General features: G+C 66.3%; 14 protein-coding genes. 7 read left to right on the plus strand and 7 right to left on the minus strand.

From position 1 onward, the window contains the following. Window positions 1-28: 28 nt before the first annotated feature. From AC5Y4D_RS11920 to AC5Y4D_RS11930, 3 genes are all read right to left on the minus strand, one after another. Window positions 29-490 (minus strand): peroxiredoxin, encoded by a 462-nt coding sequence (locus tag AC5Y4D_RS11920; RefSeq protein WP_500037227.1) that lies wholly within the window; start codon window positions 488-490, stop codon window positions 29-31. Next, window positions 490-912: a DUF3052 domain-containing protein gene (locus tag AC5Y4D_RS11925; protein ID WP_499945397.1), complete on the minus strand. Its 423-nt coding sequence runs from the start codon at window positions 910-912 to the stop codon at window positions 490-492. Before AC5Y4D_RS11925 ends, AC5Y4D_RS11920 begins: the two co-directional genes overlap by 1 nt. A gap of 131 nt (window positions 913-1,043) precedes the next feature. After that, a complete protein-coding gene (locus AC5Y4D_RS11930) occupies window positions 1,044-1,628 on the minus strand; it encodes an Rv2240c family protein (RefSeq protein ID WP_499945396.1) in 585 nt (194 codons plus the stop codon). 150 nt (window positions 1,629-1,778) lie between these two features. On the opposite strand from AC5Y4D_RS11930, the gene aceE reads away from it, so the two are divergent. After that, the gene (gene aceE, locus AC5Y4D_RS11935; RefSeq protein ID WP_500037228.1) at window positions 1,779-4,565 is read left to right on the plus strand and encodes a pyruvate dehydrogenase (acetyl-transferring), homodimeric type; all 2,787 of its coding nucleotides are present in this window, start codon (window positions 1,779-1,781) and stop codon (window positions 4,563-4,565) included. Here aceE and AC5Y4D_RS11940 read toward each other — a convergent pair. Further along, the gene (locus tag AC5Y4D_RS11940; protein WP_500037229.1) at window positions 4,545-4,685 is read right to left on the minus strand and encodes a hypothetical protein; all 141 of its coding nucleotides are present in this window, start codon (window positions 4,683-4,685) and stop codon (window positions 4,545-4,547) included. The two genes, aceE and AC5Y4D_RS11940, sit on opposite strands and share 21 nt — an antisense overlap. A gap of 52 nt (window positions 4,686-4,737) precedes the next feature. On the opposite strand from AC5Y4D_RS11940, the gene AC5Y4D_RS11945 reads away from it, so the two are divergent. The 6 genes from AC5Y4D_RS11945 to AC5Y4D_RS11970 all read left to right on the plus strand — a co-directional run bounded on the left by AC5Y4D_RS11945 (window position 4,738) and on the right by AC5Y4D_RS11970 (window position 11,585). After that, window positions 4,738-6,045 (plus strand): PucR family transcriptional regulator, encoded by a 1,308-nt coding sequence (locus AC5Y4D_RS11945; protein ID WP_500037230.1) that lies wholly within the window; start codon window positions 4,738-4,740, stop codon window positions 6,043-6,045. Window positions 6,046-6,185: 140 nt separating this feature from the next. Then, window positions 6,186-7,094 carry an ACP S-malonyltransferase gene (locus tag AC5Y4D_RS11950; RefSeq protein ID WP_500037231.1) on the plus strand — a complete coding sequence of 303 codons (909 nt, stop codon included), beginning with the start codon at window positions 6,186-6,188 and terminating at the stop codon, window positions 7,092-7,094. A 72-nt stretch (window positions 7,095-7,166) separates the two neighbouring features. Continuing rightward, a complete protein-coding gene (gene acpM, locus AC5Y4D_RS11955; RefSeq protein WP_500037232.1) occupies window positions 7,167-7,514 on the plus strand; it encodes a meromycolate extension acyl carrier protein AcpM in 348 nt (115 codons plus the stop codon). After that, entirely contained in the window at window positions 7,511-8,761 is a 1,251-nt protein-coding gene (gene kasA / locus AC5Y4D_RS11960; protein ID WP_499945392.1) for a 3-oxoacyl-ACP synthase KasA, read from the plus strand. The genes acpM and kasA overlap by 4 nt, the downstream gene beginning before the upstream one ends. A 79-nt stretch (window positions 8,762-8,840) precedes the next feature. Next, window positions 8,841-10,094 carry a 3-oxoacyl-ACP synthase KasB gene (gene kasB, locus AC5Y4D_RS11965; RefSeq protein ID WP_499945391.1) on the plus strand — a complete coding sequence of 418 codons (1,254 nt, stop codon included), beginning with the start codon at window positions 8,841-8,843 and terminating at the stop codon, window positions 10,092-10,094. Between the two features lie 69 nt (window positions 10,095-10,163). Then, complete coding sequence (locus AC5Y4D_RS11970) at window positions 10,164-11,585, plus strand: acyl-CoA carboxylase subunit beta (RefSeq protein WP_500037233.1); 1,422 nt, start codon at window positions 10,164-10,166, stop codon at window positions 11,583-11,585. Window positions 11,586-11,655: 70 nt separating this feature from the next. On the opposite strand, the gene AC5Y4D_RS11975 is transcribed toward AC5Y4D_RS11970, so the two are convergent. The 3 genes from AC5Y4D_RS11975 to AC5Y4D_RS11985 form a co-directional block, all read right to left on the minus strand. Continuing rightward, window positions 11,656-12,972: an MFS transporter gene (locus AC5Y4D_RS11975; RefSeq protein WP_500037265.1), complete on the minus strand. Its 1,317-nt coding sequence runs from the start codon at window positions 12,970-12,972 to the stop codon at window positions 11,656-11,658. Between the two features lie 106 nt (window positions 12,973-13,078). Continuing rightward, a complete protein-coding gene (locus AC5Y4D_RS11980; protein WP_499945388.1) occupies window positions 13,079-14,617 on the minus strand; it encodes a glycerol-3-phosphate dehydrogenase/oxidase in 1,539 nt (512 codons plus the stop codon). After that, on the minus strand, window positions 14,617-15,189 hold the full coding sequence (locus AC5Y4D_RS11985) for a TetR/AcrR family transcriptional regulator (RefSeq protein WP_499945387.1): 573 nt from the start codon (window positions 15,187-15,189) through the stop codon (window positions 14,617-14,619). The genes AC5Y4D_RS11980 and AC5Y4D_RS11985 overlap by 1 nt, the downstream gene beginning before the upstream one ends. Between the last annotated feature and the right edge of the window lie 10 nt (window positions 15,190-15,199).

Raw genomic sequence — 15,199 nt, forward strand, 5'->3', positions numbered from 1 at the left:
GCAGGTTACACGCCCACACCCGAAGCACTCAAAACGACAACGCCGCCAGCGCATCCGTCCACAGTCGCCGATCGCGTGCCTCTCCGGGCTGCTTCATCTCGGCGAACCGGATAATCCCCGAGCGGTCGACCACGAAGGTGCCGCGGTTGGAGATGCCGGCCTGTTCGTTGAACACCCCGTAGGCCTGGCTGACCTCGCCGTGCGGCCAGAAGTCGGACAACACCGGAAACGTGAATCCGCTCTGCACCGCCCAGATCTTGTGGGTCGGCGGCGGCCCCACCGAGATGGCCAGCACCGCGGTGTCGTCGTTCTCGAAATCGGGCAGGTTGTCGCGCACCGCGTCCAACTCGCCCTGGCAGATCCCGGTGAAGGCCAGCGGGAAGAAGACCAAGAGCACGTTCTTGCTGTCGCGGAAGCTGCTGAGCGTGACGGGCTGGTTGTTCTGGTCGCGCAAGGTGAAGTCGGGGGCGGTGGCTCCGACGTCGAGCATCAACGCTTCCCGGTCCGCGACTTCGGCTGAACCAGGCGAGACGCACTCCAATTACCCAAATTGACCGACGAGGTCGGCATCAGGCCCGCGGTCGGCGCCGCCTCGGCGATGTCGGCGGGCAGCACGTGCCCGGGACGGCCGGTCTTAGGGGTCAGCACCCAGATCACGCCGTCTTCGGCGAGCGGGCTGATCGCGTCCATCAGGATGTCCACCAGGTCGCTGTCACCGTTGCGGTACCACAGCAGCACGACGTCGACGACCTCGTCGGTGTCCTCGTCGAGCAACTCGCTGCCGCACGCATCCTCGACGTCGGCGCGGATGTCGTCGTCGGTGTCCTCGTCCCAGCCCCACTCCTGGACGACCTGGTCCGGTTGGATGCCCAGTTTGCGAGCGTAGCTCGGGGCGTGATCCGCCGCGACCACCGTGAAACCTCCCTCAACCAACCGCACGACAAAGCCGGATGGTGGCGACCCGCTGCGCCGGCTTCGCCGCGCTTGCGATCGCCACCGCGATGGACGTTATCGTCGCACAGGCACCACCGGAGTTCATACGGCTAACCCGTGCACATTTTCAGTGCCTTGGTCTTGGTGTCATTGAGCCGATCCACCCGCCGGTTGAACTCGCCGGTCGAGGCGTGCGTGCCGATCGCGTTGGCCACCTGCCGGGCTGCGTCGTTGTAAGCGTTGAACGCGTCGCGCATCTGGCCGGGCAGGGCGTCGCTGTAGCTGTTCTCCACCGCGGTGGCGCTGGCGTTGAGTGCGTCGATGGCCGGGCCTTCGGTCGGGCCGGTGTTCTTGCCCGCATTGAACGCGGCCACGAAAGCGTTGACCTTGTCGATCGCCTCTTTGCTGGTGGTCGCGAGCGCGTCGCACGACGTGCGCATCGCCCGCGTGGTCACCGACTGCAGCCGTTGGGATTCCCTGGCGCTGGAGGACACCGCGGACTCCGAGAGCGATGCCGACACCGACGACCGGTAGGCAGGAGCGAGGTTGGTGTCGGCCGCGCCGTTGCCGTCGGTGACCTTGGTACAGCCGACGATCCCTATCGTCACCAGCGCAATACAGCCCAGAGCCAGGGCGCCTCGCCTGGGGAACTCCCCCACGTGCCTGCGAGGGACGGCACGCCATCCGATGAGCACGGCATGTGACGTTACCGCGTGGCTATCCCAATTGCCCCATGAGCATCGACTTAGGAGTGGCGGGCGGTGGGTACCCGCCAGGGACGCAAGTGCGGCACGATAGGGGGAGATCGATCAAGTAGCTACGCCGCCAACTACAGGAGTAGTGCGTTGACAACCGAGTTCGCCCGCAACGATCTGGCCAAAACATCAAGCAGCACAAGCGAACCCGATCGCGTTCGGGTCATCCGCGAGGGTGTGGCGTCCTACCTGCCCGACATCGACCCCGAGGAGACCGCGGAGTGGCTGGAGTCATTTGACGCGTTACTGGAACGTTCCGGTCCGGCCCGCGCGCGTTATCTGATGCTGCGAATGCTGGAGCGGGCCGGCGAGCAACGGGTCTCCATCCCGGCGCTCACCTCGACCGACTACGTCAACACCATCCCGACCGAGCTGGAACCTTGGTTTCCCGGCGACGAGGACGTCGAACGCCGGTATCGGACCTGGATCAGGTGGAACGCCGCGATCATGGTGCACCGCGCGCAACGGCCCGGCGTCGGTGTAGGCGGCCACATCTCGACCTATGCGTCTTCGGCCGCGCTCTACGAGGTCGGGTTCAACCACTTCTTCCGCGGCAAGTCGCACCCCGGCGGCGGCGATCACGTCTACATCCAGGGCCACGCCTCCCCCGGCATCTACGCCCGCGCGTACCTCGAAGGCCGGCTCAGCGAAGACCGCCTGGACGGCTTCCGCCAGGAACACAGCCATGCCGGCGGTGGGTTGCCGTCCTATCCGCACCCGCGATTGATGCCTGATTTCTGGGAGTTTCCCACCGTGTCGATGGGCCTGGGCCCGCTCAACGCCATCTACCAGGCACGGTTCAACCATTACCTGCACGACCGTGGCATCAAAGACACCTCCAATCAGCATGTGTGGTGCTTTCTGGGCGACGGCGAGATGGACGAGCCGGAAAGCCGCGGGCTGGCCCACGTCGGCGCGCTCGAGGGCCTGGACAACCTGACCTTCGTGATCAACTGCAACCTGCAGCGCCTGGACGGCCCCGTGCGCGGCAACGGCAAGATCATCCAGGAGCTGGAGTCGTTCTTCCGCGGTGCCGGCTGGAACGTGATCAAGGTGGTGTGGGGTCGCGAGTGGGACGCACTGCTGCACGCCGACCGGGACGGCGCGCTGGTGAACCTGATGAACAGCACCCCGGACGGCGACTACCAGACCTACAAGGCCAACGACGGCGCCTACGTGCGCGACCACTTCTTCGGCCGCGACCCGCGCACCAAGGCGTTGGTCGAGAACATGAGTGACTCCGAAATCTGGAATCTCAAGCGCGGTGGGCACGACTACCGCAAGGTCTACGCCGCCTATCACGCCGCGATGGCGCACAAGGGACAGCCCACGGTCATCCTGGCCAAGACCATCAAGGGCTATTCACTGGGCGCGCACTTCCAGGGCCGCAACGCCACCCATCAGATGAAAAAGCTTGCGCTGGAAGACCTCAAGCGTTTCCGCGACTCGATGCGGATCCCGATCAGCGACGACAAGCTGGAAGAAGACCCGTACCTGCCGCCGTACTACCACCCCGGCCCGGACGCACCCGAAATCCGTTACCTGCTGGACCGTCGCCGCACCCTGGGCGGATTCGTCCCGGAGCGCCGCACCAAGGCCAAAGCGCTGACGCTGCCCGGCCGCGACACCTACAAAGCGCTCAAGAAGGGCTCCGGCAAACAAGAGGTCGCCACCACCATGGCGCTGGTCCGGACCTTCAAAGAGTTGTTGCGCGACAAAGAGATCGGCAAGCGGATCGTGCCGATCATTCCCGACGAGGCCCGCACGTTCGGGATGGACTCGTGGTTCCCGTCGCTCAAGATCTACAACCGCAACGGCCAGCTCTACACCGCTGTGGACGCTGAACTGATGCTGGCCTATAAGGAAAGCGAAGTCGGGCAGATCCTGCACGAAGGCATCAACGAAGCCGGATCAGTGGGGTCCTTCACCGCGGCCGGCACTTCGTATGCCACCCACAACGAGCCGATGATCCCGGTCTACATCTTCTATTCGATGTTCGGGTTCCAGCGCACCGGCGACGGACTGTGGGCCGCGGCCGACCAGATGACCCGCGGGTTCGCGCTGGGCGCCACCGCCGGGCGCACCACGCTCGTCGGTGAGGGCCTGCAGCACGCTGACGGGCATTCGTTGCTGCTGGCCGCCACCAACCCCGCGGTGGTGTCCTACGACCCGGCGTTCGCCTACGAGATCGCCTACATCGTGGAGAGCGGCCTGGCGCGGATGTTCGGCGAGAACCCGGAGAACGTCTACTTCTACATCACTCTCTACAACGAGCCCTACGCGCAGCCGCCCGAGCCGGAAGACTTCGATCCCGACGGCCTGCTGCGCGGCATCTACCGTTACCGCGCCGCCAAAGAGGAGCGCGGCCATTCCGCGCACATCCTGGTGTCCGGAGTGTCGATGCCGGCCGCGCTCAAGGCGGCCGAGATGCTCGAAGAGTGGGACGTGGCCGCCGACGTGTGGTCGGTGACCAGCTGGGGCGAGTTGAACCGCGACGGTGTGGCCGTGGAGAAGGAACGGCTGCGCAACCCGGACCAGGCGCCGCGCGAGGCCTATGTCACCAAGGTGCTCGCCGGCTGCCGCGGCCCGGTGGTCGCGGTCTCGGACTGGATGCGCGCGGTGCCCGAACAGATCCGGCCGTGGGTGCCCGGCACCTACGTCACCCTCGGCACCGACGGGTTCGGGTTCTCCGACACCCGGCCCGCCGCGCGGCGTTACTTCAACACCGACGCCGAATCCCAGGTGGTGGCGGTACTCGAGGCGCTAGCCCGCGACGGGGAGATCGACCAGTCGGTGGCCGTCAAGGCGGCCCGGCAGTACAAGATCGACGACGTGCTGGCCGCGCCCGAGCAGACCTCAGACCCAGGCGTGGCCTAGCTGCTCGCCCCACGCCGCCGAGCGCGCGGCCAGCCGCACGTCGGGAGTCGAGGCCCCCACGCCGCCGAGCGTCACGCTGGAGTGGCATTCGTCGGCGAACGTCACGCCAGCGTGACCCACCCCAGCGGAGACTTTGGCGAAACCTTCCAGAAAACGGGCGTAGCTTTTAGGTGTGAACGACAACCAGTTTGCGCAGCGTGAACGCCTCCGGTCGCCGCTGGAGATGCTGGACACCGTGCCCGACTCGCTGTTGCGGAGGCTCAAGCAGTATTCCGGCCGGCTCTCCACCGAGGCCGTCTCCGCCATGCAGGAACGGTTGCCGTTCTTCGCCGACCTGGAAGCCTCGCAGCGCGCCAGCGTGGCACTGGTGGTGCAGACGGCGGTGGTCAACTTCGTGGAGTGGATGCAGGACCCGCACAGCAACGTCAGCTACACCGCCCAGGCCTTCGAACTCGTCCCCCAGGACCTGACCCGGCGCATCGCGCTGCGCCACACCGTGGACATGGTCCGGGTGACCATGGAGTTCTTCGAAGAGGTGGTGCCGTTGCTGGCCCGCTCGGAAGAGCAGTTGACCGCCCTGACAGTCGGGATCCTCAAGTACAGCCGGGATCTGGCGTTCACCGCCGCCACCGCCTACGCCGATGCCGCCGAGGCCCGCGGCGCGTGGGACAGCCGGATGGAGGCCAGCGTCGTCGACGCCGTCGTACGCGGCGACACCGGGGCCGAACTGCTGTCCCGGGCGGCCGCGCTGAACTGGGATACCACCGCGCCGGCCACCGTTGTGGTGGGCACGCCGGCACCCGGACGGGACAGCGCCGACAGCGGCCGCGCCAGCCAGGACGTCCGCGACATCGCCGCCCGACACGGTCGCGCAGCCCTCACCGACGTGCACGGCACCTGGCTGGTTGCCATCGTCTCCGGCCACCTGTCACCGACCGACAAGTTCTTGAAGGAACTGCTAACGGCCTTTTCCGACGACCCGGTGGTGATCGGCCCTACCGCGCCGATGCTCACGGCCGCGTACCACAGCGCCAGCGAAGCGATCTCCGGGATGAACGCCGTCGCCGGGTGGCGCGGGGCGCCGCGCCCCGTCCTGGCCCGCGAATTGCTGCCGGAGCGGGCCTTGATGGGGGACGCCTCGGCAATCGTGGCGCTGCATACCGACGTCATGCGCCCCCTGGCCGACGCCGGCCCGACCCTGGTCGAAACCTTGGACGCTTTCTTAGATTCTGGCGGCGCGATTGAGGCCTGTGCCAGGAAGTTGTTCGTTCATCCAAACACCGTCCGCTACCGGCTCAAGCGGATCACCGACTTCACCGGGCGCGATCCCACTCAGCCGCGTGACGCATATGTGCTGCGCGTGGCGGCGACGGTTGGTCAGCTCAACTACCCAACGCATCCCGCGAACGCCGCCAACATTGCTATCCCGCAGCTTCCGTCCCCGGTCAGAGGGGGTATCGGAGCCCCCTCGGGGAGATAGTGACTCAGATGACAGATCGCGACCCGGTATCAAACATGTAGCTTACGAGGCTATTTTGTAGAAGGTATACAAAAACCTAAGACGAGGTTCATAATCTGTTACACCCCGCAAAACCGTCTTCACAGTGTTCTCTTAGACACGTGATCGCATTGCTTGCGCCCGGACAGGGCTCCCAGAGTGAAGGAATGCTGTCGCCGTGGCTGGAACTGCCGGGTGCAGCAGACCAGATCGCCGCATGGTCACAGGCCAGCGGCCTGGACTTGGCCCGATTGGGCACCACCGCGTCGACGGAAGAGATCACTGACACCGCGATCGCCCAGCCGCTGATCGTGGCCACCACCCTGCTCGCCCACCAGGAGCTGACCAGGCGCGGCCTGCTGGCGGACCGGGACACGATCGTGGCCGGTCACTCCGTCGGCGAGATCGCCGCCTACGCGATCGCCGGGGTGCTCGCCGCCGACGACGCCGTCATGCTTGCCGCCACCCGCGGCGCCGAGATGGCCAAGGCCTGCGCCGCCGAGCCCACCGGCATGTCCGCGGTCCTGGGCGGCGACGAGGCCGAGGTCCTGACTCGTCTCGAGCAGCTCGACCTGGTCCCGGCCAACCGCAACGCCGCCGGCCAGATCGTCGCCGCCGGCCGGCTGACCGCCCTGGAGAAGCTCGCCGAGGACCCGCCGGCCAAGGCCCGGGTGCGCGCGCTGGGTGTCGCCGGGGCGTTCCACACCGAGTTCATGGCACCCGCCCTGGACGGCTACGCGGCGGCCGCGGCCGGCATCACCACCGCCGAGCCCACCACCACACTGCTGTCCAACTACGACGGGAAGCCGGTCGCCGATGCGGCCGCGGCGATGACCGCCCTGGTTTCTCAGCTGACCCGGCCGGTGCGCTGGGATCTGTGCACAGCGTTCATCCGCGAGCACACAGTCACGGCGATCGTGGAGTTCCCGCCCGCGGGCACTCTGAGCGGTATCGCCAAACGCGAACTTCGGGGGATTCCGGCGCGCGCCGTCAAGTCACCCGCAGATCTGGACGAGTTGGCGAATCTGTAACCGCCGCTGATCCAGAACCCACAAAAGTACGTCAAATCGGTTTACACACAACACATCACGAAGGGAACTACTGTGGCCGTCAGTCAGGAAGAAATCATCGCCGGTATTGCCGAGATCATCGAAGAGGTCACCGGCATCGAGCCCTCCGAGGTCACCCCGGAGAAGTCGTTCGTCGACGACCTGGACATCGACTCGCTGTCGATGGTCGAGATCGCCGTGCAGACCGAGGACAAGTACGGCGTGAAGATCCCCGACGAGGACCTGGCCGGTCTGCGCACCGTCGGTGACGTCGTCGCCTACATCCAGAAGCTCGAGGAAGAGAACCCCGAGGCCGCCGAGGCGCTGCGCGCCAAGCTGGAGACCGAGAACCCCGAGGCTGTCGCCAACGCCAAGTCCAGGCTGGAAGCGGACAGCAAGTGACCAAGCCTTCCACTGCTAATGGCGGTTACCCCAGCGTTGTGGTAACCGCCGTCGCGGCGACGACTTCGATCGCGCCGGACGTCGAGAGCACGTGGAAGGGCTTGTTGGCCGGCGAAAGCGGCATCCGCGTCCTCGAAGACGAGTTCGTCACCAAATGGGACCTACCAGCCAAGATCGGTGGGCACCTGAAGGAACCCGTCGACAACCACATGGGCCGACTGGACCTGCGGCGTATGTCCTACGTCCAGCGGCTGGCCAAGTTGCTCAGCGGGCAACTGTGGGAGACCGCAGGCGCCCCCGAGGTCGATCCCGACCGCTTCAGCGTCGTGGTCGGCACCGGACTGGGTGGCGCAGAGCGCATCGTGGAGAGCTATGACCTGATGAACGAGGGCGGCCCCCGCAAGGTGTCTCCGCTCGCCGTTCAGATGATCATGCCCAACGGCGCCGCGGCGGTGGTGGGCTTGCAGCTCGGCGCCCGCGGCGGTGTCATCACACCGGTTTCGGCCTGTTCGTCGGGCTCGGAGGCCATCGCGCACGCGTGGCGACAGATCGTCATGGGCGATGCTGACTTCGCCGTCTGCGGTGGGGTCGAAGGGCCCATCGAAGCGCTGCCGATCGCGGCGTTCTCGATGATGCGGGCCATGTCGACACGCAACGACGAGCCCGAGCGTGCGTCACGTCCGTTCGACAAGGACCGGGACGGCTTCGTGTTCGGTGAGGCCGGGGCGATGATGATCATCGAGACCGAAGAGCACGCCAAGGCCCGCGGCGCCAAGCCGTTGGCCCGGCTGATGGGCGCCGGTATCACCTCGGATGCCTTCCACATGGTGGCGCCGGACCCCAACGGCGAACGCGCCGGCAAGGCCATGACCCGTTCGATGGAGCTGGCCGGCCTGTCCCCCGGTGACATCGACCACGTCAACGCACACGGGACCGCGACGCCGATCGGCGACGCGGCCGAAGCCAACGCGATCCGGGCGGCCGGGTGCGAATCCGCCGCCGTTTATGCGCCGAAGTCGGCGCTCGGGCACTCGATCGGCGCTGTTGGCGCGCTGGAATCAGTGCTGACGGTGTTGACCCTTCGGGACGGAGTCATTCCACCGACGCTGAACTATGAGACCCCCGATCCAGAGATCGACCTCGATGTGGTCGCGGGCGAACCTCGTTCCGGCGAGTACCGCTATGCGATCAACAACTCGTTCGGTTTCGGTGGTCACAACGTGGCGCTTGCTTTCGGGCGCTACTGAGCACGGCGTCCGGCGAGACGCGGGCCCGCACACGGCCCGGTACGAGCCGGACAAGTAGGAAGGAACGTTGGCAACAACCATGACAGAGTTGGTTACCGGGAAGGCTTTCCCGAACATCGTCGTTACCGGCATTGCCATGACGACCGCTCTGGCAACCGACGCCGAGAACACATGGAAGTGCCTGCTCGACGGCCAAAGTGGAATCCGGACTCTCGAGGACGACTTCGTCGAGGAGTTCGATCTGCCGGTCAAGATCGGCGGCCATCTGTTGGAGGAGTTCGACGACCAGCTCACGCGCGTCGAGCTGCGCCGGACCGGTTATCTGCAGCGGATGTCGACCATCCTCGGCCGTCGGGTCTGGGAGAACGCCGGCTCGCCGGAGGTCGACACCAACAGGTTGATGGTGTCCGTCGGCACCGGCTTGGGGTCTGCCGAAGAGCTGGTCTTCGGCTACGACGACATGCGGGTGCGTGGCTTCCGCGCCATCTCCCCGTTGACCGTGCAGAAGTACATGCCCAACGGTGCGGCCGCGGCGATCGGCCTGGAACGGCACGCCAAAGCCGGTGTCATGACCCCGATTTCGGCGTGCGCGTCCGGTGCCGAGGGTATCGCCCACGCCTGGCAGCAGATCGCGCTCGGTGAAGCCGACATGGCGATCTGCGGTGGCGTGGAGACCAAGATCGAGGCCGTGCCGATCGCCGGTTTTGCCAACATGCGAATTGTCATGTCCACCAACAACGACGACCCCGCCGGTGCCTGTCGCCCGTTCGACAAGGACCGGGACGGGTTCGTCTTCGGTGAGGCCGCGGCGTTGATGACGATCGAAACCGAGGAGCACGCCAAGGCCCGGGGCGCCAACATCCTGGCGCGCATCATGGGTGCCAGCATCACCTCCGACGGCTTCCACATGGTTGCTCCCGACCCCAACGGAATCCGCGCCGGGCACGCGATCTCGCGGGCGATCCAGCTCGCGGGTCTGTCCCCCGACGACATCGACCACGTCAACGCCCACGCCACCGGCACTCAGGTGGGCGACGTGGCCGAGGGCCGGGCCATCAACAACGCGCTGGGCGGCAACAATCCGGCGGTGTACGCACCTAAGGGCGCCCTCGGGCACTCGGTCGGCGCGGTCGGCGCGGTGGAGTCCATCCTGACCGTGCTCGCGTTGCGCGACCAGGTGATTCCGCCGACTCTGAACCTGGTCAACCAGGACCCGGAGATCGATCTGGACGTGGTGCACGGCAAGCCGCGGAACGGCAACTACAACTACGCGATCAACAACTCGTTCGGATTCGGCGGCCACAACGTGGCCATCGCGTTCGGGCGTTACTGACGGAGCACCAAGAAAAAGCCAAGGTCCGTCGGATAAACCAGAGCAACACCCGGAACTAGGAGACCTGCGATGACAATCATGGCCCCGGAGACGGTTGGCGAGTCGCTCGACCCACGCGATCCGCTGTTGCGTCTGAACACGTTCTTCGACGACGGCAGTGTCGAGCTGCTGCACGAGCGGGACCGTTCCGGTCTGCTCGCCGCAGCCGGCACCGTCAACGGCGTGCGCACGATCGCCTTCTGCACCGACGGCACCGTGATGGGTGGCGCCATGGGCACCGAGGGTTGCCAGCACATCGTCGACGCCTACGACCTCGCCATCGAGGAGCAGAGCCCCATCGTGGGCATCTGGCACTCCGGCGGTGCCCGGCTCGCCGAGGGTGTGCGGGCACTGCACGCGGTGGGCACGGTGTTCGAGGCGATGATCCGCGCGTCGGGCTACATTCCGCAGATCTCGGTGGTCGTCGGCTTCGCGGCCGGCGGCGCCGCCTACGGTCCGGCGCTGACCGACGTCATCGTGATGGCCCCGGAGAGCCGGGTCTTCGTCACCGGTCCCGACGTGGTGCGCAGCGTCACCGGCGAGGACGTGGACATGGCCTCGCTGGGCGGTCCGGAAACACACCACAAGAAGTCCGGTGTGTGCCACATCGTTGCCGACGACGAGCTCGACGCCTACCAGCGTGGCCGCGAGTTGGTCGGATTGTTCTGCCAGCAAGGGCATTTCGACCGCAGCAAGGCCGAGGCCGGCGACACCGACATCAAGGCGCTGCTGCCCGAGTCGGCCCGCCGCGCCTACGACGTGCACCCGATCGTGACCGCGATCCTGGACGACAACGCGCCGTTCGCCGAATTCCAGGCCAAGTGGGCGCCGTCGATGGTGGTCGGGTTGGGCCGGCTCTCGGGTCGCACGGTCGGCGTGCTGGCCAACAACCCGCTGCGCCTGGGTGGCTGCCTGAACTCCGAAAGTGCCGAGAAGGCAGCACGTTTCGTGCGGTTGTGCGACGCGTTCGGTATCCCGCTGGTGGTCATCGTCGACGTGCCGGGTTACCTGCCCGGTGTCGACCAGGAGTGGGGCGGCGTGGTGCGACGCGGCGCCAAACTGCTGCACGCGTTCGGTGAGTGCACCGTTCCGCGGGTCACCCTGGTGACGCGAAAGATCTACGGCGGGGCCTACATTGCGATGAACTCCCGCTCGCTGAACGCGACCAAGGTGTTCGCCTGGCCGGACGCCGAGGTTGCGGTGATGGGCGCCAAGGCCGCGGTCGGCATCCTGCACAAGCGCAAGCTGGCCGCCGCGCCAGAGCACGAGCGCGAGGCGCTGCACAACGAGCTGGCCGCCGAGCACGAGCGCATTGCCGGTGGCGTGGACAGCGCTATCGACATCGGTGTGGTGGACGAGAAGATCGACCCGTCGCACACCCGCAGCAAGCTGACCGAGGCGCTGGCTCAGGCGCCCGCCCGCCGCGGCCGCCACAAGAACATCCCGCTGTAGGTCACCTTTGTCCCGCGAGCAGACGCAAAAGCCCCCGAAATCGTAGGATTTTGGGGGCTTTTGCGTCTGCTCACCGATCCTGGGCGGACAGTGCGTCCGCCTCTTCTTCGGTCTCGACCGAGGGACCCGACCCCGGCAGCGGCTTGCCGGCGACTTCCGGTGTGAACAGCAGTGTCACCACGCCCACCACGCCGGCGACCATCAGCATGTAGGCGGGCACCATGGTGTTGCCGGTGCTCGAAATCAGCGCTTGCGCGATCAGCGGAGTGATACCGCCGACGGTGGAAATCGACAGGTTGTAGGAGATGGCCAGCGCCCCGTAGCGCACCCGGGTCGGAAACAGCGCCGGCAACGCAGAAGGCGTCGTGCTGTCGAAGCACAGTTCCATCAGCCCGACCAGCAGCACACCGCCGAAGACCACCAGGTAAGCCCCGCCGGATCGCATCAGCAGGAACGCCGGTATCGAAGCCACGATCAGCAGAGCGCATCCCGTCCGCATGATCGGCTTCACGCCAACCCGGTCCGACAACCGCGCGACGAACACGATTGTCGCCATCAGCACGGCCAAGGTGGCCACGATCATCACCAGCGCCGCTGTCTCGCTCACTCGCACAACGGTTTTCAGATAGGTCGGCAGATATCCGGTGACCATGAAATCGGCGACCTGCGAGGTCAGCACCAGGGCAGCGCAGATCAGCATCGGCCGCCACTGCTCGACGACCGTGCGCCGAAACTGCCCACCTTCCTCAGCGGTCTCGCTCATCTGCTTGAACGCCGGTGACTCGTCGAGTCGCAGCCGCATGTACAGCGCGATCAGACCCATCGGCGCCGCCAACAGCAACGGCACCCGCCACCCCCACGCCAACCAGTCCTCCGAGGGCAGCCACGCCTGCAAACCCGTCACGAAGAATCCGGCGACGACGAATCCGATCAGATTGCCCAACGGGAGAAATCCGACGAGCATGCCGCGCTTACGATCTGGCGCCTGTTCCACCAGATACGTCATGGCCCCCACAAACTCGCCGCCGGTGGACAGGCCCTGGAACACTCGCGCGAGGACCAACAGGATCGGCGCCCACATCCCGATCGCGCTGTACCCGGGCAGCAAGCCGCTCATCGTCGTCCCGGCCGTCATCATCAGGATCGTGATCACCAGCACCCGTTTGCGTCCGATGCGGTCACCGAGCGGTCCGAAGATCATGCCGCCGAGCGGACGCACCACGAACGCCGCGGCCAGCGTGCCGAAGGTGGCGATGAGGTGGACGGCGCTGGCGCTGTTGCCGGGGTAGAACACCTGCGCGAGCGTGGTAGCGATAAAGCCGTAGATGCCGAAGTCGTACCACTCCATGATGTTTCCGATCGCGGTGCCCGCGATCGCCTGGCGCATGGCGCTGGGATCGGTGACGGTGATCTCGTCGCGCGCCCACTTCTGCGGTGAGCAGTCGGTGTTCATCGTGAGGATTCGTACCCGCACCCGGCCGAGTCGAACCGGATCACCCCACGCCCGCCAGGAACTCCGAGGCCACTGCAACCACTTGAAGGCGGTCACGCTGCACCAGACCGATGCGGGTCCGGCGATCCAGGATGTCGTCGACACTCAGGGCACCCTCGTGGGTCACTGCGTACTCGAACTCCGCCCGGGTGACGTCGATACCGTCGGCGACCGGTTCCGTCGGCCGCTCGCAGGACGCGTTGGCGACGACGGCGGACGCCTCGGATCCGTAGCGTGCCACCAGCGACTCCGGCAGCCCAGCACGCGGCGCCGACGTCGAACCCGGGTTGCCCGGCGCCCCGATCAACGGAAGGTTGCGGGTGCGGCACTCAGCGGCGCGCAACTGGCGTACTGCGACGGCGCGGTTCAGCACATCCTCGGCCATGTAGCGGTATTCGGTCAGTTTGCCGCCCACCACGCTGATGACTCCGGTCGGAGACTCGAAAACAGCGTGATCACGCGAAACGTCGGCGGTCTTGCCCCCGCCGGCATCGATGAGCGGCCGCAATCCGGCGTAGGCGCCGATCACATCCGACGGCCCGACCTTGGTCCCCAACGCGGTGTTCACCGTGTCCAACAGGAACGAGATTTCTTGCGAAGTGGGTTCTGGCACATCGGGAATCGGTCCCGGCGCGTCTTCGTCGGTCAACCCGAGGTAGATTCGGCCGAGCTGTTCGGGCATGGCGAACACAAAGCGGTTGAGCTCGCCTGGAATCGGAATCGTCAGGGCCGCAACAGGATTACCGAATGCGCTGGCGTCGAATACCAAATGTGTTCCCCGGCTTGGCCGTAACTTCAGCGCCGGATCGATGTCACCGGCCCACACCCCGGCGGCATTGATGACCGCGCCGGCCGACACGTCGAACGACTCACCGGTGCGCAGGTCGGTCAACCGCACCGAGGTGGCGGTGGCGTCGGAGGCCGCGACATAGGTGAGGATGCGGGCGCCGTGCTGGGCGGCGGTGCGGGCCACGGCGGTGACCAGTCGGGCGTCGTCGATCAACTGCCCGTCGTAGTTGAGGAATCCGCCCGCCAGTCCGTCCGGCGAAACCGTCGGGGCCATCTCCATGACGCGACGTGCCGAGATCCGGCGCGATCGGGGCAGTGTCGACGACGACGTGCCCGCCAGCACCCGTAACGCATCCCCGGCGAGAAAGCCGGCGCGCACCAGTGCGCGCTTCCCGTGATTCATCGACGGCAACAGCGGCACGAGTTGCGGCATCGCGTGCACCAGATGAGGAGCGTTGCGCGACATGAGGATTCCGCGTTCGACGGCACTGCGCCGGGCGATGCCCACGTTACCGCTCGCCAGGTAGCGCAGGCCCCCGTGCACCAGCTTCGAACTCCACCGGCTGGTGCCGAAGGCCAGATCGTGCTTCTCCACCAGCGCCGTCCGCAACCCGCGCGACGCAGCATCCAGCGCGATGCCGACGCCCGTGATACCGCCGCCGATCACTACGACGTCCAACGGCTCCCCGTCGGCCAGAGCCTCGAGGTCTGCGGTGCGGCGCGCGGCGTTCAGAGCGGTCGAGACAGCCATCAGGACAGGTATCCGTTCAGTGTGTAGGTGAGTTGAGTCGCGAGCGCTTCGTCGTCCAGGATCGGTTTGACGATGTCGGCGGATTGGATGGTGGACTGGGCAATCAACAGGATCATCGTCGCCAGCTGACGTGGATCGCCGGCCCGCACCGTGCCGGACCGTTGCGCCATCTCCAACCGCGACGCCAGTCCCTCGATCAGAAACAGCTGGCTGGTGCCCAACCGCTCGGTGATGTAGACGCGGGCCAGCTCGGAGTGCATCACCGACATGATCACGTCGTCACGCCGCAACCGGTCGGCCACCGACACCACCTGTCTGACCACGGCCTCGCGATCATTGCCGTCAAATGGCACCTCCCGCATCACGTTTCGGATGTGGTTGGTCAGCATTGTCGACATGATCGACTGTGTGTCGGGCCAGCGCCGGTAGACCGTCGGGCGGCTTACACCGGCACGACGGGCGATCTCGGCGAGCGTCACCCGATCGGCACCGTAATCCACCACGCAGCTCGCTGCCGCCGCCAGGATGCGATCCCCGGCATCCACATTCGCATCGTTACTGATTGACAGCATGTGTAATACT

The sequence above is a fragment of the Mycobacterium sp. NGS67 genome, assembly GCF_059812185.1.